20 protein-coding genes are annotated in these 20,576 nt (G+C 63.3%); 14 read left to right on the top strand and 6 right to left on the bottom strand.

Annotated features, from left to right (window positions below; genetic code table 11):
- Positions 1-372 precede the first annotated feature (372 nt).
- From AB4074_RS13900 to AB4074_RS13875, 6 genes are all read left to right on the top strand, one after another.
- Positions 373-2,055: a peptide ABC transporter substrate-binding protein gene (locus AB4074_RS13900; protein WP_345449146.1), complete on the top strand. Its 1,683-nt coding sequence runs from the start codon at positions 373-375 to the stop codon at positions 2,053-2,055.
- A gap of 133 nt (positions 2,056-2,188) precedes the next feature.
- Positions 2,189-3,118: an ABC transporter permease gene (locus AB4074_RS13895; RefSeq protein ID WP_059387472.1), complete on the top strand. Its 930-nt coding sequence runs from the start codon at positions 2,189-2,191 to the stop codon at positions 3,116-3,118.
- Positions 3,119-3,125: 7 nt separating this feature from the next.
- Positions 3,126-4,076: an ABC transporter permease gene (locus AB4074_RS13890; RefSeq protein ID WP_236812066.1), complete on the top strand. Its 951-nt coding sequence runs from the start codon at positions 3,126-3,128 to the stop codon at positions 4,074-4,076.
- An 11-nt stretch (positions 4,077-4,087) separates the two neighbouring features.
- Positions 4,088-5,800 carry an ABC transporter ATP-binding protein gene (locus tag AB4074_RS13885; protein WP_441413900.1) on the top strand — a complete coding sequence of 571 codons (1,713 nt, stop codon included), beginning with the start codon at positions 4,088-4,090 and terminating at the stop codon, positions 5,798-5,800.
- 296 nt (positions 5,801-6,096) lie between these two features.
- Complete coding sequence (typA, locus tag AB4074_RS13880) at positions 6,097-8,025, top strand: translational GTPase TypA (RefSeq protein WP_284980702.1); 1,929 nt, start codon at positions 6,097-6,099, stop codon at positions 8,023-8,025.
- A gap of 42 nt (positions 8,026-8,067) precedes the next feature.
- A complete protein-coding gene (locus AB4074_RS13875) occupies positions 8,068-8,448 on the top strand; it encodes a hypothetical protein (RefSeq protein WP_441413899.1) in 381 nt (126 codons plus the stop codon).
- On the opposite strand, the gene AB4074_RS13870 is transcribed toward AB4074_RS13875, so the two are convergent.
- On the bottom strand, positions 8,449-8,955 hold the full coding sequence (locus AB4074_RS13870; protein ID WP_441413898.1) for an ArsR family transcriptional regulator: 507 nt from the start codon (positions 8,953-8,955) through the stop codon (positions 8,449-8,451).
- A gap of 24 nt (positions 8,956-8,979) precedes the next feature.
- Here AB4074_RS13870 and AB4074_RS13865 point away from each other — a divergent pair, with 24 nt between their 5' ends.
- Positions 8,980-10,317, top strand: coding sequence for an MFS transporter (locus tag AB4074_RS13865; RefSeq protein ID WP_441413897.1), 1,338 nt, complete (start codon positions 8,980-8,982; stop codon positions 10,315-10,317).
- 225 nt (positions 10,318-10,542) lie between these two features.
- Here the strand turns inward: AB4074_RS13865 and AB4074_RS13860 are convergent, their stop codons facing one another.
- Positions 10,543-10,668, bottom strand: a complete 126-nt coding sequence (locus AB4074_RS13860) for a hypothetical protein (protein ID WP_441413896.1) — start codon at positions 10,666-10,668, stop codon at positions 10,543-10,545.
- A gap of 91 nt (positions 10,669-10,759) precedes the next feature.
- Between AB4074_RS13860 and AB4074_RS13855 the strand changes: the two genes are divergently transcribed.
- Entirely contained in the window at positions 10,760-11,239 is a 480-nt protein-coding gene (locus AB4074_RS13855; RefSeq protein WP_441413895.1) for an endonuclease domain-containing protein, read from the top strand.
- A 236-nt stretch (positions 11,240-11,475) separates the two neighbouring features.
- Here the strand turns inward: AB4074_RS13855 and AB4074_RS13850 are convergent, their stop codons facing one another.
- Positions 11,476-11,718, bottom strand: coding sequence for a putative acetyltransferase (locus AB4074_RS13850; protein WP_441413894.1), 243 nt, complete (start codon positions 11,716-11,718; stop codon positions 11,476-11,478).
- Positions 11,719-11,854: 136 nt separating this feature from the next.
- On the opposite strand from AB4074_RS13850, the gene fdxA reads away from it, so the two are divergent.
- The 3 genes from fdxA (at position 11,855) to AB4074_RS13835 (ending at position 14,859) form a co-directional block, all read left to right on the top strand.
- Positions 11,855-12,181 carry a ferredoxin gene (fdxA, locus tag AB4074_RS13845; RefSeq protein ID WP_018776555.1) on the top strand — a complete coding sequence of 109 codons (327 nt, stop codon included), beginning with the start codon at positions 11,855-11,857 and terminating at the stop codon, positions 12,179-12,181.
- Between the two features lie 15 nt (positions 12,182-12,196).
- Positions 12,197-13,345 (top strand): succinyldiaminopimelate transaminase, encoded by a 1,149-nt coding sequence (dapC, locus tag AB4074_RS13840; RefSeq protein ID WP_441413955.1) that lies wholly within the window; start codon positions 12,197-12,199, stop codon positions 13,343-13,345.
- A gap of 230 nt (positions 13,346-13,575) precedes the next feature.
- Positions 13,576-14,859, top strand: coding sequence for a citrate synthase (locus AB4074_RS13835; RefSeq protein WP_059387479.1), 1,284 nt, complete (start codon positions 13,576-13,578; stop codon positions 14,857-14,859).
- Between the two features lie 71 nt (positions 14,860-14,930).
- Here the strand turns inward: AB4074_RS13835 and galE are convergent, their stop codons facing one another.
- Positions 14,931-15,944 carry a UDP-glucose 4-epimerase GalE gene (gene galE, locus AB4074_RS13830; protein WP_441413893.1) on the bottom strand — a complete coding sequence of 338 codons (1,014 nt, stop codon included), beginning with the start codon at positions 15,942-15,944 and terminating at the stop codon, positions 14,931-14,933.
- Between the two features lie 114 nt (positions 15,945-16,058).
- Between galE and AB4074_RS13825 the strand changes: the two genes are divergently transcribed.
- Together AB4074_RS13825 and AB4074_RS13820 are read left to right on the top strand one after the other, a co-directional pair.
- The gene (locus AB4074_RS13825) at positions 16,059-16,685 is read left to right on the top strand and encodes a TetR/AcrR family transcriptional regulator (protein WP_441413892.1); all 627 of its coding nucleotides are present in this window, start codon (positions 16,059-16,061) and stop codon (positions 16,683-16,685) included.
- Between the two features lie 63 nt (positions 16,686-16,748).
- Positions 16,749-17,360, top strand: a complete 612-nt coding sequence (locus tag AB4074_RS13820; RefSeq protein ID WP_441413891.1) for a hypothetical protein — start codon at positions 16,749-16,751, stop codon at positions 17,358-17,360.
- A 56-nt stretch (positions 17,361-17,416) separates the two neighbouring features.
- On the opposite strand, the gene AB4074_RS13815 is transcribed toward AB4074_RS13820, so the two are convergent.
- Complete coding sequence (locus AB4074_RS13815; protein ID WP_441413890.1) at positions 17,417-18,259, bottom strand: hypothetical protein; 843 nt, start codon at positions 18,257-18,259, stop codon at positions 17,417-17,419.
- A gap of 11 nt (positions 18,260-18,270) precedes the next feature.
- Complete coding sequence (gene dapD, locus AB4074_RS13810) at positions 18,271-19,296, bottom strand: 2,3,4,5-tetrahydropyridine-2,6-dicarboxylate N-succinyltransferase (protein ID WP_441413889.1); 1,026 nt, start codon at positions 19,294-19,296, stop codon at positions 18,271-18,273.
- An 85-nt stretch (positions 19,297-19,381) separates the two neighbouring features.
- Between dapD and dapE the strand changes: the two genes are divergently transcribed.
- Complete coding sequence (gene dapE / locus AB4074_RS13805) at positions 19,382-20,506, top strand: succinyl-diaminopimelate desuccinylase (RefSeq protein WP_441413888.1); 1,125 nt, start codon at positions 19,382-19,384, stop codon at positions 20,504-20,506.
- Positions 20,507-20,576: the final 70 nt, after the last annotated feature.

Raw genomic sequence — 20,576 nt, 5'->3', positions numbered from 1 at the left:
TTGGCCGGCGGGGGCTCTTTTTCGTGGTTGTTTTCGTGGTTGTTTGAGGCGCCGGGTGTGTCTGTTGTACCCCTTTGGGGTGCCAGAAATATCCCTACATTCCGGGGAAAGATAGGGGACAGGTATGTCGAGTGTAGCAAGGGAACGCCCATTGCGTGAAATGACTGCTTCATTTACTTGAAATGACTGCTTCATTACTGAAACTGTCAAGTGCACACTTCGCTGTTCATGCCAATGGGATTCCATATTTCGGACAAGGTGTGGTTAGGATTACACATCCATGTAGGCCGCGTCACAGGATAATTCTGTGTCCGGCCCCGGGGGCAGCTAAGAGTTGCCCCGACCCATCCCCCTGAATCCATAGGAGGCGGAATGCGTTTTTCGCGCACTTCCAAAGCTCTTGGCTTGCTGGCAGTCGCCGCACTTGCCCTCACCGGATGCGGCAGCTCTGGCTCCGGAAGCAGTGGCCCGACCGCTGCCGGCGATCCGAACAAAATCATCACCGCATACAGCAATGAACCCCAGCACCCCCTGATCCCTTCCAACACCAACGAGGTGTACGGTGGCCGCGTTGTCGACCTCCTGTTCGAAGGCTTGACCAGCTACGACGCCAATGGCAAATCCGTGAACGCACTCGCGGAATCCATTGACACGAGCGACGGCCAGAACTACACCATCAAGGTCAAGAAGGGCGCCAAGTTCACCAACGGCGAGGCAGTCACCGCCAAGAGCTTCGTTGATGCTTGGAACTTCGCCGCACTGAGCACGAACGCCCAGTCCAGCAGCAGCTTCTTCGAATCCATCGAAGGCTACGACGCAGTCAGCGCCGTTACGAAGACCAAGGGCGCGGACGGAAAGTCAACGTCGACTCCCGCCCCGACCGCCCAGACCATGTCCGGCCTGGTGCTGAAGGACGACTCGACCATCACGGTCAAGCTGGCCCAGCCGGAGGCCGACTGGCCGCAGCGCCTCGGCTACTCCGCCTTCATGCCGCTTCCGGCCGACGCCCTCAAGGACCCGAAGGCCTTCGGCGAAAACCCGATCGGCAACGGCCCGTACAAGATGGCCGCCAAGGGTGCCTGGCAGCACGACAGCCAGATCGCCCTCGTCAAGAACCCGGACTACCAGGGCACGCGTATGGCCAAGAACGGCGGCGTGACCTTCAAGTTCTACACCGACCCGGCTCCGGCTTACACGGACGTCCAGGCCAACAACCTTGACGTTACCGACGTCCTGCCGACGAACGCGCTGAAGACCTACACCACGGACTTCCCGGACCACAGCCTCAACAAGGCTTACGCCGGCAACGCAACCCTGAACATCCCGAACTACCTGCCTGAGTTCCAGGGACCCGCCGGCCAGCTGCGCCGCCAGGCCATCTCCATGGCGATCAACCGCGATGAGATCACCAAGGTTGTCTTCAACGGCACGCGCATTCCTGCGAAGGACTTCACGTCCCCGTCCATCGATGGCTACAACGCCAACGTGACCGGCTCGGACGTTCTGAAGTTCGACGCCGCGAAGGCCAAGGACCTCTGGACCAAGGCAAACGCCATGAGCCCGTGGCCCGCCGACAAGGTTCTTCAGCTCGCGTACAACACCGATGGTGGCAACAAGGAATGGATTGACGCCGTTGCCAACAATCTGAAGAACAACCTCGGCATCAAGGCAGAAGGCCAGCCGTTCGCCAAGTTCGCCGAGATCCTGAACCTCCGCACGGCCAAGACCCTTCCGGGCTTCACCCGCGCCGGTTGGCAGGCAGACTACCCGTCGCTGTTCAACTTCCTCGGCCCGCTGCTGAAGACCGGAGCCAGCGCCAACTACGAGGGTTACAGCAACCCTGAGTTCGACAAGCTGCTGACCGAGGGCTTGGCTTCCAAGTCCACGGACGACGCCAACAAGAAGTTCACCCAGGCGCAGGAAATCCTCTTCAAGGACCTTCCGAACCTGCCCCTGTGGTACCAGGCACGCCAGGCTGTATGGAGCCAGAACGTTAGCAACGTTGACTCCGGCTGGAACGGCGTCCTGCTGTACTACAACATCACCGCAAAGTAGTCCTACTGGACTTGTTCCAAGCTCGTTAGCGTATGGGGGTCCGGCCAAAAACCGGGCCCCCATGCCTTGATTCGGCACGAAAGCTGTCCCTAATGAATCCCCACATTTTCATGAGCGCTAAGGAACCGTTGCTGTGACCCAGTACATCCTCCGGCGTTTGCTGCAGGTCATTCCCGTGTTCCTGGGAACCACCCTGCTCGTGTACTTCATGGTCTTTGCCCTCCCGGGCGACCCCATCCGCGCCCTGTTCGGCGACCGACCGCCCAGCGAGTCCGTCATTGCGGCGCTGCGCCAGCAATACAACCTCGACCAGCCGTTCTGGGTCCAGTACGGCCTGTTCCTCAAGAACCTCTTCACGTTCAACCTCGGGGTGGACTTCACCGGCCAGCCAATCGCAGCCACCCTTGGCCGGGTTTTCCCGGTCACCGCCATGCTCGCCGTCGAGGCCCTGGCCATCCAGGCTGTCTTCGGTGTGGCCTTCGGCCTGATTGCCGGCCTGCGCAAGGGGAAGATCTTCGACTCCACCGTGCTGGTCGCCTCCCTCGTGGTCATTGCCGTCCCGACGTTCGTCCTGGGCTTCGTCCTTCAGCTCGTCGTTGGCGTACAGCTCGGCTGGGCGAAGCCGACCGTTGGATCCAACGCGGATTGGGGCACCCTGATCCTTCCGGCCACGGTCCTTGGCCTCGTGTCCTTTGCCTACGTGCTGCGCCTGACCCGCGCCTCGGTCATTGAAAACATGAACGCCGACTACGTCCGGACCGCAACCGCGAAAGGCCTCTCCCGCCCCCGCGTGGTGCTGGCCCACATCCTGCGAAACTCCATGATTCCCGTGGTCACCTACCTGGGCGCGAACCTGGGTGGCTTGATGGGCGGCGCGATCGTCACCGAAGGCATTTTCAACGTGCCCGGCGTCGGCCAGAAGCTCTACCAAGCCGTGATCCGCAGCGAAGGCCCCACCGTCGTCGCCATTGTGAGCGTGCTGGTACTGGTCTTCGTTGCCGCCAACCTTTTGGTGGACCTCCTTTACGCCTGGCTTGACCCCAGGATTCGCTATGAAAAGTAGATCCGTTATGAAAAGTAACCGTCAGATCGAGCACTTTGTTGCCCCCATCGACGAGACACCGCTGCTGGCGACCGATACCCTCAAGGTCGACGCAGCACCCCTGAGCCTGTGGGCGGATGCTTGGCGGAAGCTCCGCCGTCGGCCGCTCTTCATCATCTCGGCGCTCATGATTCTGCTGCTCCTCGTGGTCGCGTTCTTCCCTGGCCTGTTCACACAGACAGCACCGAACGACAACTGCCAACTGGGCGACTCCCTCGCGGGCCCCTCGGCCGGCCACCCCCTGGGATTCACCTTCCAGGGCTGTGACATCTACTCCCGCGTCATCCACGGCACGCAGGCATCTTTGACTGTCGGCGTCGTCTCCGTCATCTTCGTCCTGATCATCGGGGTCACCCTCGGTGCGCTGGCAGGCTTCTTCGGCGGCTGGGTTGACACCATCATTGCCCGCATCGGCGACATCTTCTTCGCGTTGCCCTTGGTCCTCGGTGCGCTGGTTGTCACCCAGCTCCCCTTCTTCCGCGAGAACAAGAGCGTGTTCACGGTGGTCATGGTCATCGTGATGCTCGGCTGGCCGCAAATGGCCCGCATCACCCGCGGTGCCGTGATCGAGGTCCGCAACGCGGATTTCGTCACCGCCGCACGCTCGCTCGGTGTCTCCAAGATCGGCACGCTGGTCCGGCACGTCGTTCCGAACGCGCTCGCGCCGATCATCGTCCTGGCCACCATGGAGCTTGGCGTCTTTATCGTGACGGAAGCAACGCTTTCCTTCCTTGGCATCGGGCTGCCCGGCAGCATCATGTCCTGGGGTAACGACATTTCCGCGGCGAAAGACACGTTGCGCACCAACCCCGAGGTGCTGATGTTCCCCGCAACAGCACTGTCCATCACGGTCCTGAGCTTCATCATGCTTGGCGACGCGCTGCGTGACGCCCTTGATCCCAAGAGCCGCAAGCGATGAAGGAGGCAATCATGACAACGTCCAACATCACCATCGACGAAGCCGGATCCGAAGAGCGTCCGCTCCTGGAAATCCGCGATCTCGCCATCTCCTTCCAGACTGCGAGCGGCGAATTCCAGGCCGTCAAGAACGCCCACCTGACCATCATGCCCGGTGAGACTGTCGCCATTGTGGGCGAGTCCGGTTCGGGCAAGTCGACGACGGCGCTTGCCGCGATTGGTCTCCTCCCGGAGAACGGCAGGGTCTCCGGCGGCCAGATCCTGCTCGACGGCGAGGACATCTCGCATGCTCCGGAACGGCGCATGATCGAGCTGCGCGGCAACACGATCGGCATGGTTCCGCAGGATCCGATGTCCAACCTCAACCCGGTCTGGAAGATCGGCTACCAGGTCCGCGAGACACTGCGCGCCAACGGCAAGCCCAGCGGTCCTGACGACGTCGCCCGCGTCCTCGGGGAAGCCGGCCTGCCGGACTCCGCACGCCGTGCCAAGCAGTACCCGCACGAATTCTCCGGCGGCATGCGCCAGCGGGCCCTGATCGCCATCGGCCTGTCTTGCCAGCCGCGGCTCCTGATCGCCGACGAGCCGACGTCGGCCCTGGACGTCACGGTGCAGCGGCAGATCCTGGACCACCTCGAAACCATGACGGCGGAGCTCGGCACGGCGGTCTTGCTCATCACCCACGATCTTGGCCTGGCTGCCGAGCGTGCGGACAAAGTGGTGGTCATGTACCGCGGCAACGTGGTGGAGGCCGGCCCTTCGCTCGAATTGCTCCGTAACCCGCAACACCCGTACACCCAGCGGTTGGTCGCCTCGGCGCCATCCCTCGCTTCCCGGAGGATCCAGGCCGCCAAGGCCGAAGGAATCCAGACGGAAGAACTCCTGGCGCCCACCGAAGCTGTGGTCGAAAAGGCATTGGCGGAGGACGTTCTGAAGGTCGAGAGCCTCAGCAAGGTCTTCAAGCTGCGCTCCGGAATAGGCAAGGCAACGGACTTCAAAGCGGTGGACAACGTCTCGTTCAACGTCAAACGCGGGACGACGACGGCGATCGTGGGGGAGTCGGGTTCCGGCAAGTCAACAGTGGCCCAGATGGTCCTCAACCTGCTCGCGCCGACGTCGGGACGGATCGTGTTCGACGGTGTGGACACCTCGACCCTGAACAGCCGGGAGATCTTCAAATTCCGGCGCCGCGTCCAGCCGATTTTCCAGGACCCGTACGGTTCACTCGACCCGATGTACAACATCTTCAGGACCATCGAGGAACCGCTCCGGACCCACAAGATCGGTGACAAGGCCAGCCGCGAGAAGAAGGTCCGGGAACTCCTGGACCAGGTGGCGCTGCCGCAGTCCACCATGCAGCGGTACCCGAACGAGCTCTCCGGCGGGCAAAGGCAGCGCGTCGCGATCGCGCGGGCCCTGGCCCTCGACCCCGAAGTGATCATCTGCGACGAGGCGGTTTCCGCCCTGGACGTTTTGGTGCAGGCCCAGGTACTGAACCTCCTGGCCGACCTCCAGTCCAATCTTGGACTGACGTACTTGTTCATCACGCACGACCTCGCCGTCGTACGGCAGATCGCCGACCACGTTTGCGTCATGCAGAAGGGCAAGCTCGTGGAAACGGGCAGCACTGATGACGTGTTCGATTCGCCGCAGCAGGACTACACCAAGGCCCTGCTTCACGCGATCCCGGGTGCCAGCCTCATGCTGCCGCCTGTGGTGGCTTGACGGGCTTGACGCCCGTCCGCTGAGTGCCAGCTTGGCGGGCAGAAGAGCCGGTACCACTTCCGTGGGGGGAAGTGGTCCCGGCTCTTTTGCTGTTCCCGGCTCGTCCCGGAGTTCGCTGCCGATTGTGATGAAGGGCACAATTCGGCGGCCTGGAGGGTGATTTTTAGGCCAATAAATACCACAGCGCTTAGACTCTAGGAAGGTGCCCTGTGTCAAAGGGGCTAATCCGTCGTGCGTTCCGGTTGGAAATGTCGCGATACAACAGCTGACTTCACCACTGAATCGAGCCATTACGCATGTCTGAAACCACCACCAACACCGCCGCGGCCACTGCATCGCGCAGTGATCTGCGCAACGTCGCGATTGTGGCCCACGTTGACCACGGCAAGACCACCCTGGTCGACGCCATGCTCAAGCAGACCAACTCCTTCGCCGAGCACAACCACCTGGAAGACCGCGTCATGGACTCCGGTGACCTGGAGCGCGAAAAGGGCATCACCATCCTCGCCAAGAACACCACGGTTGCCTACAACGGCCCGTCGTCCAACGGCGAAACCATCACCATCAACGTGATCGACACCCCCGGCCACGCCGACTTCGGTGGCGAGGTGGAGCGAGGCCTGTCCATGGTTGACGGCGTGGTCCTCCTCGTCGACGCTTCCGAAGGTCCGCTGCCGCAGACCCGCTTCGTGCTCCGCAAGGCCCTTGCCGCACACCTGCCCGTCATCCTGCTGGTCAACAAGACCGACCGCCCCGACGCCCGCATCGAAGAGGTTGTCCACGAGTCCATGGACCTGCTCCTTGGCCTGGCCTCCGACCTCGCGGACGAAGTTCCGGACCTGGACCTGGACAAGATCCTGGAAGTTCCCGTGGTCTACGCCGCAGCCAAGGTCGGGCGTGCGTCCCTGGACCAGCCGGCTGATGGCTCGGCACCGGACAACGAAGATCTCGAACCTCTCTTCAAGACGATCATCGAGCACATCCCTGCGCCGACCTACAACCCGAACGGTGTCCTGCAGGCGCACGTCACCAACCTGGACGCTTCCCCGTTCCTCGGCCGCCTCGCCCTCCTGCGCATCTACAACGGCACCCTCCGCAAGGGCCAGACCGTCGCTTGGGCGCGCGCCAACGGCGAACTGAAGAACGTGAAGATCACCGAGCTCCTCGCCACCAAGGCCCTCGACCGAGTTCCGACCGACTCGGCCGGCCCGGGCGAGATCGTTGCTGTTGCCGGCATCGAGGAAATCACCATTGGTGAGACCCTGACCGACGCCGAGAACCCGCAGCCGCTGCCCCTCATCACGGTGGATGACCCCGCGATCTCCATGACCATCGGTATCAACACCTCCCCGCTGGCCGGCAAGGTCAAGGGCGCCAAGGTCACGGCCCGCCAGGTGAAGGATCGCCTGGACAAGGAACTGATCGGTAACGTCTCCATCAAGGTTCTGCCCACCGAGCGTCCGGATGCCTGGGAAGTCCAGGGCCGTGGCGAGCTCGCACTGGCCATCCTCGTGGAGCAGATGCGACGCGAAGGCTTCGAACTGACGGTCGGCAAGCCGCAGGTTGTCACCCGGACCATCGACGGCAAGATCCACGAGCCGATGGAACACATGACCATCGACGTGCCTGAAGAGTACCTCGGCGCGGTCACGCAGCTCATGGCCGCCCGCAAGGGCCGCATGACCAACATGGCCAACCACGGTACGGGCTGGTGCCGCATGGAATTCATCGTTCCGGCACGTGGCCTCATCGGCTTCCGCACCAAGTTCCTCACGGACACCCGTGGCGCCGGCATCGCCTCTTCGATCTCCGAAGGCTACGAGCCGTGGGCCGGCCCCATCGAATACCGCACCAACGGTTCGATGGTTGCCGACCGCGCCGGCGTCGTCACCCCCTTCGCCATGATCAACCTGCAGGAACGCGGCTCCTTCTTCGTGAAGCCCACGTCCGAGGTCTACGAAGGCATGATCGTCGGCGAGAACTCGCGCGCCGACGACATGGACGTCAACATCACGAAGGAAAAGAAGCTCACCAACATGCGTGCCGCTTCCTCCGACACCTTCGAGAACTTGACGCCGCCGCGCGACCTGACCCTCGAAGAGTCCCTCGAATTCGCCCGTGAAGACGAGTGCGTTGAGGTGACCCCGGAGTCCATCCGTATCCGCAAGCTGATCCTGGACGCCAACGAGCGCGCCAAGGCTACCCGCGCACGCGCCAAAGTCTGATCCTGCGCTGATCGCGTACTGACGCGCTGAACGGACAACGCATTGAATAAGGGAGCCACCGGAACAGCACGCGGCATTGCCGTTGCTGTTCCGGTGGCTCTTTTTGCTGCCCTTGCGGGCACCGCACTGCACCGGCAGGTGCTCCTCATTGCCGGCGTCGACGTCTATTGGGGCACCGCAGCGGCATTGCTCCTGCTCGCATCGCTCCAGCTTCTGCTGGGTGCGTGGTCGCGGTCTTTGATCCCGACGGCGGTATTGGGCATTGTTTGTTACGCCACCATAGGCCTGCTCTCGACGGGCGGAACGGGCAAGCAGCTGATCGTCGCGGATGTGCCTGGAAATGTCTGGGTCTACGGGAGTGCGGGCATTACCTTCGTGATGCTCTTGTGGTGCCGGCGCTACGGGCGTCCACCGCGCGGCTAGCTAGTCTGCGCTCGGGTCCCGGTGGTGGGCGATCAAGAGCGAGGTGGCCTCGCCGTCGTCGTCTGCCGGAAGGCGCATGTATTCCTCGATGACCGCCCGCAGCTTGCCCATCATCTCCTGCTGCCGTGCAGCATTGAACTTCACGCCAAGCCGCCAGACGTCGATGTCCTCGGGCGCGAGCCCGCGGGTTTCCTGGACGAATGTTTCGATCAGGACCGGGGAAATATCGTCCACGGGAGTGCTCCACGAGGTGCGGGTGGCGATATATGGCACCTCCTTGGCGCCCCTTTTCCCCTTCCGGCCTTCCTGCGGCACGAGAAAACCGGTGCGCACCAGGGTCCTCACATGGTGCAGGCTCGACGCCGGGTTGATGCCCAACAGCCCGGCAATCTCTTTGTTGGTGCGCGCGTGGTGCAGGCAGAGCCGGAGAATCCTCAGGCGCAGGGGTGAGCTCAAGGCGCGGCCCTTGGCAACCAGGTCACTGTCCTCCCGCTCGTGTTCCGTCATGGTGGCCAGTGTAGCCATCCCTGAGTGATTGACATATACCAATCACTGAAGGAAACTGGGCGGGTGAATGCCGGGACCACAGACAATGCCCAGCAGACTGAGCCAGCCCAGCAATCGGCCTCGCTGTGGCGGGACCGGAACTTCATCACCTTTTGGTCGGGCCAAGCCGTCAGCCAGCTCGGGGCGCAGCTGGGGCAATTGGCGTTTCCCGTCCTCGCGGTAACTTTGCTGGGCGCCAGCGAGTTCGAAGTCGGGGCACTCAATGCCGCAGGCCTTGCTGCTTTCCTGCTGATCGGTCTGCCGGCGGGAGCGTGGGTTGACCGCTGGCTCAAGCGCCGCACTATGATTGTGGCGGACCTGGTCCGGACCGCGGCGATGGCTACCGTACCAATCCTCTGGTGGTCCGGCATCCTGCAGATCTGGCACCTGTACGCCGTGTCCGCCGTCGTCGGGGCCGCAACGGTCTTCTTCGACGTTTCCTACCAGAGCTACGTGCCTGTTCTCGTGGATGCGCCGAAAGTGCCGCAGGCCAACTCCAAGTTGGAAGCCACCTCCCAGATCGCGCGGATCGGGGGTCCTGCCGCGGGCGGTGGGTTGCTCACTGTTGTGTCGGCCCCGGTGCTTTTCGTCGGGGAAGCGATCGGGTATCTGCTGTCGGCCCTTTTCCTGCTCAGGACACGCGATGCGGAACGGCCCGTGCCCGCGAAGGATCGGCAGCCGCTTGCAAGCGAAATCAAGGAGGGCCTGGTCTTCGTGGTCAGGCATCCGTTGATCAGCAGGATTGTGGCGTGCACGGGCGGGGTCAACTTCTTCACCACGCTTGCCTTTACTCTGATGCCGGTGTTGGTGCTTCGTGAATTGCAACTCGGTCCAGAGGGCATGGGCCTCATCATGGCGGTCGGTGCGGTCGGCGGACTGATCGGGGCGATTGCCGCGCCCAGGTTCGCGGCCTGGATCGGCGAGGGGACTGTCATTCCCGTGGCGTCGATGATCAGCTCGCTTTTCCTCCTCCTGGTTCCGTTGTGCGTGCTCGCCCCGGAACGATGGATGTCCCTCGTGATGCTCATCGTCTCCGAGTTCGGGTTCGCTTTCGGAGTACTGGTGTACAACATCATGCAGTTGAGCATGAGGCAGCGCGTGTGTCCGCCCCGGCTCCTGGGGCGCATGAATGCGTCCATTCGCTTCGTGGTGTGGGGAGTCATGCCGATCGCAGCCCTTGCCTCGGGCCTCCTAGCCGAGAACTTTGGCCTCGTCCCGACACTCTGGATCGGCTTGGGCGGAAGCATTGTTTTTGTTGCGCCTGTGCTCTTCTCCCCGCTGTGGGGAATGCGCAGGCTACCGGACGAGGTGCACGGCGCCTGACCCTCCCTGGACATGCCCCGCCTTGGCCCGAAGCACTGGACATAATGGCAACATGCTCATTCCTTGGTCCCAACGTGGCGCATGCTCTGCGGTGCTGGGGGCGCATGTCCAATGTTCGACCGCAAGGGTGGACCGGATGTTTTCCACATAGCGAATGTTTGCCCTTCCGCACCTCCCGCTTTCGCCGGAACGATGGGGCGCATGGTGAACATCAGTGACGTCATTTCAGCGTACGACGGCGTGGCGCGGGCCAAGCATCTCGCTGCGGCTGGGGTGTCGCATTTCCAGTTGAAGTCGGCGTTGGCGAGCGGTCGGATTCTCCGCGGCCGAGCTGTCCGGGTTGTGGGTCATGGACGCCCCTCAATTTCCCCACGCAGCGGTCCCTCACAGCCGAAAGTACGAGGGTTTTGTCAGCCACAGATCCGCAGCCCCGCCCACCTTGATGGATTCAGTCATTCAGTCCCTGCGTTGCCTGCCGGATCTGGATGGCTTGGTCATCGCTGAATCTGCCGTGGCCCTTGGCAGGTTACCGCTCACGGCCATCAGGATGAGCCTGAGCGGGCGGAACGACGCACGGGAGCGGAGGCTCGTGTCACGGATCGTTCCCCAGTCACAGTCGATCATTGAGTGCATCGCCCGGTACCTCCTGCGCGAAGCAGGCTTCCACGTTGAATCACAAGTGAACATACCGGGCAAGGGGCATCTGGACCTGATGGTGGACGGAAGACTGGGGATTGAAACCGACGGAGCAGGTTTCCACATGGACAAGCCGAGCTTCGAAAAGGACCGCCGTCGGTGGAATGTCACCACCAGGTTGGGTGTCCCCACCTTGGTTGTGAGCTATTCGATGGTGAAGAACAGGCCCCGGGAATTTGTGGCGATGGTCCGGGACACTCTGAGGTCTCTCGACCGAGCCGCGTGACCTCCGCGTAGGCCAACAGTCCGCTCGTGTCCGAAGGGACATGCCCATCGCTGCTCATCTGGAACGGACATGCCCCTCTCACGGGCCTGCGCCGCCGAGGGACATGCTCTGCCCTGAGAACCAGAAATGGGCATATTGGCATTATGTCCATTGGTTCGAGTGGGCAGGGGGCATGTCCTGTGGTTCGAGTGGGCAGGGGGCATGTCCAGTGGGGGCGCAGGCAGGGGAGCGCGGGGTTACTCGCGGGTTGCGCGAGTACCCCGGCGTGGGGGCGGAGGGGGGACCTCCTTTGCCGCCACTACAAGGGACAGCGGGATCTCGACGTCGGACTGTCGGGTGCGGATGGTGCACGCACCGTCGCTGACGGAGAGCAGGTAGCCGAGGGCATCGATGAAGCCGTCGTCCAGGCGGTATCGGACAACTACCCGTGTTCCGGGTACGGTATTGAGCAGGAAATCCTGGGGCCGGGGCAGATTCACCAGTTCATAGTATGACGCCCGGCTAGGTGGCTGAGTTCCGGCTGGGGGATAATAGGCTCAGAATTCGATGTACCGGCCATAGGGTCGGTGGTACAACCCGGAATTTGTCCGGGACAACTGTGGAGAGGCAAGGGACGTGACCTACGTAATCGCGCAGCCGTGTGTGGACGTCAAGGACAAGGCGTGTATTGAAGAATGCCCTGTTGACTGCATCTACGAAGGCGAGCGTTCCCTCTATATCCACCCGGATGAGTGCGTGGACTGCGGGGCTTGCGAACCCGTGTGCCCGGTGGAAGCGATCTACTACGAGGACGACACCCCGGAAGAATGGGCCGACTACTACAAGGCCAACGTCGAGTTCTTCGATGACCTTGGTTCCCCTGGCGGAGCTGCCAAGATCGGCAACACCGGCAAGGACCACCCCTTCATCGCCGCGCTGCCTCCACAGAACCAAGACCACTAAGAACGGTTGCTTCCTTTGATTTCTGCGGCTCCTGCTTTCGGCCTCAACCTGCCCGACTACCCTTGGGAAGCGATGGCGCCGTACGTGGCCAAGGCTTCAGAACACCCGGGCGGGGCAGTCAATCTCTCCATCGGAACCCCCGTGGATCCTACGCCGCAGCTGATCCGCGAGGCGCTCGCCCGGGCAGCTGACGCCCATGGTTACCCGACGGTCCACGGCACGGAAGGTCTTCGCGAGGCCGTATCCAACTGGTTCGCTAGCCGCCGCGGTGTGCCGGGGATCGACCCGAGGGACGTCCTGCCGACCGTCGGCTCCAAGGAATTGGTGGCCTGGCTGCCGTTCCTGCTGGGACTCAGCGCAGGCGACGTCGTAGTCCGCCCCACCGTGGCATACCCGACCTACGACATCGGCGCCATGCTCGCAGGAGCCACTGCTGTCGCCGCGGACAACCTGGACGAATTGGATTCGGCCACCCACTCCAGGGTCCGGCTCATCTGGATCAATTCCCCGGGCAATCCCACGGGCAGCGTCCGTGACGTCGAATCCCTCAGGCAGATCGTGGCCCAGGCGCGTGAAACCGGCGCGGTCGTGGCGTCGGACGAATGCTATGCCGAGCTCGGCTGGGGCGAATGGGATGCCCAGCGTGGCGGCGAGGCAGTGCCGAGCGTCCTTGACCCGCGTGTCACGGGAGGGTCCACGGATGGCCTGTTGTGCGTCTACTCCCTCAGCAAGCAGTCGAACCTGGCCGGCTACCGTGCTGCTTTCGTTGCCGGCGACCCGTCGATCGTGGCGAATCTGGTCAACAGCCGCAAGCACGCAGGCATGATCGTGCCTTACCCGGTCCAGGAAGCCATGCGGGTCGCGCTGGGCGATGCCGGCCATGTGCTCGCCCAGAAGGATCTCTACCGCGGCCGCCGTGAGCGACTCCTGCCGGCACTGCAAAACTTCGGCCTGGAGATCCAGGAGTCCAAAGCAGGCCTGTACTTATGGTCCACCGCAGGGGAGGCGACGTGGGACACGGTCCAGCGTTTCGCTGACCTGGGGATCGTCGTCGGGCCCGGAGTGTTCTATGGAGACGCCGGCAATGGTTTTATCCGGGTGGCGCTCACGGGCACGGACGAACGCATCGATGCGGCCGTGGAACGCTTGAACACCGCTCGGTAACAATCCTGTGACTTGCCGCACAGGGTGCGTCATTCCGCCAGTAACCGTAGCTTGTGGATTAGTTTGTCCCGCTTACTGGCGGTAGCTTTTAACTGACTATCAATGGTGGCTTTCTCCACGAAGGCAGTTCGGCCAATGGTGTCTGCACCTGCAGACTCCTGGCTGGAGTCACCAGATGTTGGTTGGATCAAGCTTTCGACCGAGGCCAAGAGCCTCATGAAGGGGACTCCATGACTGAGACCACCAGTGCTACCCTGCGCCATGCCGGCGGAGAGCTCGAGCTCCCGCGGATAAAGGTTGTAGAAGGGAACGAAGGATACGACGTTTCCAAGCTGCTGAAGCAGACGGGCGCCGTCGCCTATGACCCCGGCTTCATGAACACCGCCGCCACCACATCGGCGATCACTTACATCGATGGCGACGCCGGTATCCTGCGGTACCGCGGCTACCCGATCGAGCAGCTTGCCCAGCACTCAAGCTTCCTGGAAGTTTCCTACCTGCTGATCTACGGCAACCTTCCCACGCCCACCGAGCTGGACGCGTTTGACCAGCGGATCCGCCACCACACGTTGCTCCACGAAGAGCTCAAGGGCTTCTTCGGCGGTTTCCCGCGCGACGCGCACCCGATGCCGGTGCTTTCCTCGGCTGTCTCCGCGCTCTCCACGTTCTACCAGGACTCCTTGGACCCCTTCAACCCGGAGCACGTGGAAGTTTCCACTATCCGCCTCATGGCGAAGCTCCCGGTCATCGCGGCCTACGCCCACAAGAAGTCCATCGGCCAGCCCATGCTGTACCCGGACAACTCCATGAACCTCGTGGAGAACTTCCTGCGCCTGAGCTTCGGCCTGCCGGCAGAGCAGTACGAGCTGGACCCCGTCGTCGTCAAGGCGCTGGACCTGCTGCTCATCCTGCACGCGGACCACGAGCAGAACTGTTCGACGTCGACCGTCCGCCTTGTGGGCTCCTCGAACGCGAACCTCTTCGCTTCCGTTTCCGCAGGCATCAACGCCCTCTTCGGTCCCGCCCACGGTGGGGCCAACGAAGCGGTGCTGAAGATGCTGCGCCAGATCCAGGCCGACGGCATCAAGCCCGAGGAATACATGGAGAAGGTCAAGAACAAGGAGGACGGCGTCCGCCTCATGGGCTTCGGACACCGGGTCTACAAGAACTACGACCCCCGCGCGAAGATCATCAAGGCGACGGCACACGAGATCCTGGGCAAGCTCGGCGGCAACGACGAGCTCCTGGACATCGCGATGCGCCTCGAAGAGAAGGCCCTGGCCGATGACTACTTCATCCAGCGCAAGCTCTACCCGAACGTCGACTTCTACACCGGTCTGATCTACAAGGCCATGGGCTTCCCGGAGAAGATGTTCACCGTGCTGTTCGCGATCGGCCGACTCCCCGGCTGGATCGCCCAATGGCGCGAAATGATCAACGATCCCCAGACGAAGATCGGCCGTCCGCGGCAGCTTTACACAGGAGAGCCGGAGCGCGACTACCCGGCGGTCTAACCTGCCAACGCGGGGTCACTTACGGTCCGTCCCAAGGGACATCATGGGCCGTAAGTGACCCCGCGTTGCTTTTAAGAGCTGTAGCCGAGCGGGTTGTTCTTCTGCCAGCGCCAGTGGTCTTCACACATCTGGTCCACGGTCTTCGTGGTGGACCAGCTCAGGTCAGCGAGGGCGGAGGAGGCATCCGCCCAGAACGCGGGCAGGTCTCCGGCGCGGCGTCCCGTGATCTCGTACGGCAGGGGGTGGCCCACGGCTTGTTCGAAGGCGTGGAGCATCTCCAGCACGGACGTGCCCTTTCCGGAGCCAAGGTTCCAGCGGTGCACGCCGGGGCGCTCGGCAACATAGTCCAGGGCGGCGACGTGGCCATCGGCGAGGTCGACGACGTGGATGTAGTCCCGCAGGCAGGTGCCGTCCGGGGTGTCGTAGTCTCCACCGAAGACCATGAGCTTTTCGCGGCGGCCGACGGCAACCTGGGCGATGTACGGAACCAGGTTGTTGGGGATACCCTGCGGGTCCTCGCCGATCCTGCCGGAGGGGTGTGCGCCCACCGGGTTGAAGTAGCGCAACAAGGCGATGTGCCAGCGCTCGTCGGCGGCTCCCAGGTCCGTGAGGATGTCCTCGATCTGCTCCTTGGTGCGGCCGTAGGGGTTGTTCGCCCCGATCTCCATCTTCTCGATGTACGGGATGGGATTGTGCTCGCCGTATACCGTTGCGGAGGAACTGAAAACGATCGAGCGGACTCCGTGCTTGTCCATGGCCCGCAGCAGGTTCAACGTGCCCACGATGTTGTTGTAGTAGTAGTTCAGGGGTTCCTCGACGGATTCCCCAACCGCCTTGAGCCCGGCGAAATGGATGACGGCGTCGATGCTGTGCTGGTCGAACACGGCCTCAAGCGCGGCCTCGTCCACCAGGTCCACCTGATGGAACTCTGCGGTCTTTCCCGCCAATTCACCAACGCGGCGCAGGGATTCTTCGCTTGAATTCACGAGGTTGTCCACCACGACCACTTCGTGTCCGGTTTCCAACAGGGACAGGACGGTGTGCGATCCGATGTAGCCGGTGCCACCCGTGACAAGAATTCTCATGCAAGCAACGCTATCCGAACTTGGTCCCTGCCCGCTCAGTGTTGCGTACGCCACAGTCACGTGGTCCCGTGCGCCGGACGGGACGGTTCAAGCACGTTTGTGCTAAAAAGACTTGTGCCCAAGATTGTTGATGCCGAAGCCCGGCGCCAGGAAGTAGTCGAAGCCGTCTTCAGGATCATCGCCTCGGATGGCCTGGAACGCGCCTCCTTGCGGGAGGTGGCCGACGAAGCCGCTCTCGCCGTTGGCTCGGTCCGCCACTACTTTGCCAGCAGCGACGAACTGCTGGTTCATTCCTTTGCGGTGGTCATCGACAGGATCGCCGGGCGGCTTGAGGAAGCGTTCGCCGTCGTCGAATCCTTGGCTCCGGGCTCCGCGGAACACGATGCCGCCGTGTTAACCCTGCTGGGCCAATTCCTGCCGCTCGACGAGGAACTGGCCGTCGACGCCTGCGTGTGGATGGCATTCCGGCACGCGGCCCGGATCCGGCCGGTACTCGAACACGAAGCCGCGCGCAGCCACCGAGCCGTGGCCGCCGTCGTCGGCCGCCTGGTGATGCGGCTGATCCCCGACGGCGGATCCGGCCAGGAGCGTCTGGTGACCGAAGCCGAGCGCCTCCTGGCGACCCTCGACGGGCTGTGCATGCATGCCCTCCTGCAGCCCGAGTGGATGACGGCGGAGGTTTGCCGTGACGTTCTGACCGCGCATCTGGATACTCTTGTTGCGCTCCCGTCCAACCGTTAACGTCAAGGCTCATCGGGAATAGACTGGAACTCTGAGTGGGCACCTGCCAAGGGAGGCAATCGGATGCATGACACAGGCGGTCAGGGGTGGCGGATCACAATGGACACCTCCGGGCCGATGCTCATTGCCTTGTATCTGAGAGACGTTGCTGGACTGGACGGAGCCGGAACGCCAGCCCTGTCCCACGCCACACCCAAAGTCAGGCATGCCGACCACACGCATCTCACTGCCGAGGTGGGTGGCGTGAATGCGCTCAAGACGGAGTGGGAAGCCTGGTGGGAGCAGTTGCTGAGGGCATATCCGGAAGCCGCGCCCGAGTTGTCGCCGCCTGGCTTCAATGCGTTCGGGAACTCGCCTGCCCTACGGCGGGTGATGCAGGCCCATTTCGGTGCCGCCCTGAGTTGGGCGCGTGAACGCGTTGAAGATTACGAAAAGCTCGAAGCGGAGCGCGTAGCCAGCGGCGCCATGCTACTTCTCGGAGACATGGTGGAGGACCGCCTGCTGGAAGTCGGACGGAGCTCCAGAGACTTCGAGCTGACGATCATCGAGCTACCGCTCAGCGAGCCAAGGGCCTGGTACTTGGAACCGGACAAGATGATCATGAGCCACCAGCTCCTGTCCGAGCCCGACGTCTTCCGCAGCTACGTCCAGCCGGTGGTTGAACTACTGGTCTGACGCACGCGGTATGCGGCCCGCAGGCTGAGGCGCGCGGTCTGAACCCCAGCCAGGGACTACGTCTTCGGAGCCGAAACAGTAATGGTCACGGTTCCCGATGCCGCCGCTGAATCCTGCCAGCCCTTGTGGTCCTGCCGGTTCCAGGTGGCGCCGGCCACGTCGACCTGCGTCACGGAGAGGTCCTGGGCATTCGCCACGGCCCACTGGGCTACAGCCCACGCCTGCGCACCCGTCGCGTTCAACTGGACCGCGCGTCCCTGCGCCGCGGCCGGCAGGGACCCGAACGCCGTCGTCATGGCCGCTACAACGGCGTTCGGGTCACCGGCAGTGTCCGCGGCCCGGAGCGTGCAGTCGAGAGCCCGTTCGGAATGTCCCGTCAGCGCCGAGGCATACGCCCGGCCCATGGGTTCCTGCTGCGCGTATGCCTGCGGGTATGCGGAATGCTGGACCGCTTGCGCGGCATCAGTGATCGCCATGGTTTCGTAGCCGGGTATTTTCACCAGGTGGTCATAGAAAGCGTTTGTCGCGTAGACGGGATCCATGACCTCGGCTTCGGTGCCCCAGCCCTGGGAGGGGCGCTGCTGGAACAATCCCCTCGAATCGGGGCCGACTTCGTCACCGTGGCCGATATTGCGAAGCTTGGATTCCTGCATGGCGGTGGCCACAGCGATCGTGGCTGCGCGCGGAGGCAGCCCCCGCTGTACCGCAATGGCGGTGATGAGGGCGGCGTTCGTGGCCTGGTCCGTCGCCAGCTCGTAGGAGTCGGAGCCGACGACGGCGACGCAGCGCTCCGTAACCAAGGTTTCGGAGCGCTGCAGTACGGTCACCACGGCGTAGATTGCGCCGGCCACCAAGGCAAGCGCCAGCAACAAGATGATGGTGCGTCGGAGACGGCGCATCCAGGTATCAGCTAGTTGGCGTGGAGGGCTTCGTTGAGTTCCACCGTCTGGCCCTTGCGGGGGAGGACCTCGACTTCACCAGTGGTGGAGTTGCGGCGGAACAGCAGGTTCGGCACGCCGGAGAGTTCAACAGCCTTGATGATGCTGCTGGTGTCCTCACCGTTGTCGTCCTTCGGGCCCGGGATGCGCACGCGGGTTCCAGCCGTGACATAGAGGCCTGCTTCAACCACGGAGTCGTCGCCGATGCTAATGCCGACGCCGGAGTTGGCGCCCAGGAGCACGCGCTCACCCAGGGCGATCTTTTCCTTGCCGCCACCGGAGAGGGTGCCCATGATGGACGCGCCGCCACCGACGTCGGTGCCGTCACCGGCAACGACGCCCGCCGAGATGCGGCCTTCCACCATGGACGTGCCGAGCGTGCCGGCGTTGAAGTTCACGAAGCCCTCGTGCATGACCGTGGTGCCTTCGGAGAGGTAGGCGCCCAAGCGGACCCGGTCGGCGTCGGCGATCCTGACGCCGGTGGGGACGACGTAGTCCACCATGCGCGGGAACTTGTCTACTCCGTAGACCGTGACGGCGCCGCGCTTGCGCAGGCGTGCACGGGTCAGTTCGAAGCCGTCCACTGCGGCGGGGCCGAAGTTCGTCCACACAACGTTGGGGAGCTTGCCGAAGATGCCGTCAAGGTTGATGCTGTTGGGCTTGACCAGCCGGTGCGAAAGCAAATGCAGGCGCAGGTAGGCGTCCACCGTGTCCGCGGGGGCCTCGTCCAGGTTGATCTGGGCAAAGACCACCTTCTGTTCGGTCCGGCGGTCGGGGTCGTGGCTTTCAGCCGCGAGAGCGGTCAGCGACCCGTCGGCGTGCTCCACCGTCCGCAGGGATGCGGCAGCTTCGCCCAGCGCCGGTGCCGGAAACCATACGTCCAGCACTGTCGCTTCGCCGGCGTCGGAGGTGGCGATGGTGGCCAGGCCAAAGCCATGGGCGGAGCGATCGTTGTCAGAAGCGCTATCGAGAGCGGCAGAGGCAGCGGTTTCAGTCATGGCGCAAGTCTATCGAGAGCCACTGCTTCCCTTGAAACCGTGTGTGGACCGAAGGGGTCGCAATTGGCTCGGATACAGTGGAGAGGTGACCGTTGAAACTACCCCAATCCTTCTTGACATCAGGCAAGACGTTGCGCTGCTGACCGCCGCGCTGATGGACATCAACAGCGTGTCCGGCAACGAAGCCGCGCTTGCAGACGCCGTTGAATCCGCCCTTCGCACCATCCCGGGCCTGCAGCTTGTGCGGGACGGCGACGCCATCATTGCCCGGACCGAGCTCGGACGCCCTGAGCGGGTGATCCTGGCCGGCCACCTCGACACCGTGCCGTTGCCCACTGTGGAAGGTTCACTCGGCACCGTGCCGTCCACATGGGAGTCCGGCGTCCCCGGGACGGGAAACCTCTATGGACGCGGAGCCACGGACATGAAGGGTGGGGTCGCGGTTCAGCTTGCGCTCGCCGCGACAATGTTCGACGGCGGCGCCGAGCCGGGCAAAGACGTCACCTTCGTCTTCTACGACCATGAGGAAGTTGAAGCGGTCAAGAGCGGCCTCGGCCGATTGGTCCGGAACCATGGCCATCTCCTGGAGGGGGACTTCGCGATCCTGCTCGAACCCACCGACGGTACGGTGGAAGGCGGGTGCAACGGCACCAGCCGCTTCGAGGCCACAACCACCGGTGAAGCGGCGCACTCCGCCCGGGCATGGATGGGCAGCAACGCCATTCACGCAGCCGCACCCATCCTGGGTCGCTTGGCAGCCTACGAACCGCGCACAGTCAACGTGGACGGGCTGGATTACCGGGAAAGCCTCAATGCCGTGAAGATCAACGGCGGCACCGCGGGCAACGTGATCCCGGACCGCTGCGTCGTGGAGATCAACTACCGCTTCGCGCCGGACAAGACCCCGGACCAGGCCGAAGCCCATGTCCGCGAACTGTTGGACGGCTTCGACGTCGTCCGCACCGATGCTGCCGCTGGAGCGCGGCCAGGCCTCAATCACCCGGCTGCGGCGTCGTTCGTTGCCGCCGTCGGTGCTGAACCCAAACCCAAATACGGTTGGACCGACGTCGCGCGCTTCAGCGGGCTGGGTGTTCCCGCGGTCAACTTCGGGCCGGGCGATCCGCTTCTGGCGCACAAAGACAACGAACACGTCGACGCCGACGCCATCCGTGAATGCCTCCGCGCGCTGCGGTCGTGGCTGGCTGACTAGGTGGAGTGACCTTATTTTTGCTTGAGAACGTGGGTGTGGCCCGTGGGCTTGGTTCCAGAACCAAGCCCAC

The sequence above is a fragment of the Arthrobacter sp. 2MCAF14 genome, assembly GCF_052115645.1.
Taxonomy (GTDB): Bacteria; Actinomycetota; Actinomycetes; order Actinomycetales; family Micrococcaceae; genus Arthrobacter.
The sequence above is the reverse complement of the archived record's forward strand: the minus strand, read 5'-3'. Positions and strand labels throughout refer to the sequence as shown.

Excerpts from the sequence above, each read along its gene's own strand:
- galE (WP_441413893.1), bottom strand. The coding sequence starts at position 15,944 with ATGAGAATTCTTGTCACGGGTGGCACCGGCTACATCGGATCGCACACC.
- AB4074_RS13820 (WP_441413891.1), top strand. The coding sequence starts at position 16,749 with ATGCATGACACAGGCGGTCAGGGGTGGCGGATCACAATGGACACCTCC.
- AB4074_RS13835 (WP_059387479.1), top strand. The coding sequence starts at position 13,576 with ATGACTGAGACCACCAGTGCTACCCTGCGCCATGCCGGCGGAGAGCTC.
- AB4074_RS13860 (WP_441413896.1), bottom strand. The coding sequence starts at position 10,668 with ATGACCCACAACCCGGACAGCTCGGCCGCGGAGAATCCGACCGCTCGC.
- AB4074_RS13870 (WP_441413898.1), bottom strand. The coding sequence starts at position 8,955 with ATGACGGAACACGAGCGGGAGGACAGTGACCTGGTTGCCAAGGGCCGC.
- AB4074_RS13815 (WP_441413890.1), bottom strand. The coding sequence starts at position 18,259 with ATGCGCCGTCTCCGACGCACCATCATCTTGTTGCTGGCGCTTGCCTTG.
- AB4074_RS13890 (WP_236812066.1), top strand. The coding sequence starts at position 3,126 with ATGAAAAGTAACCGTCAGATCGAGCACTTTGTTGCCCCCATCGACGAG.
- typA (WP_284980702.1), top strand. The coding sequence starts at position 6,097 with ATGTCTGAAACCACCACCAACACCGCCGCGGCCACTGCATCGCGCAGT.
- dapD (WP_441413889.1), bottom strand. The coding sequence starts at position 19,296 with ATGACTGAAACCGCTGCCTCTGCCGCTCTCGATAGCGCTTCTGACAAC.
- AB4074_RS13900 (WP_345449146.1), top strand. The coding sequence starts at position 373 with ATGCGTTTTTCGCGCACTTCCAAAGCTCTTGGCTTGCTGGCAGTCGCC.
- AB4074_RS13855 (WP_441413895.1), top strand. The coding sequence starts at position 10,760 with ATGGATTCAGTCATTCAGTCCCTGCGTTGCCTGCCGGATCTGGATGGC.
- AB4074_RS13885 (WP_441413900.1), top strand. The coding sequence starts at position 4,088 with ATGACAACGTCCAACATCACCATCGACGAAGCCGGATCCGAAGAGCGT.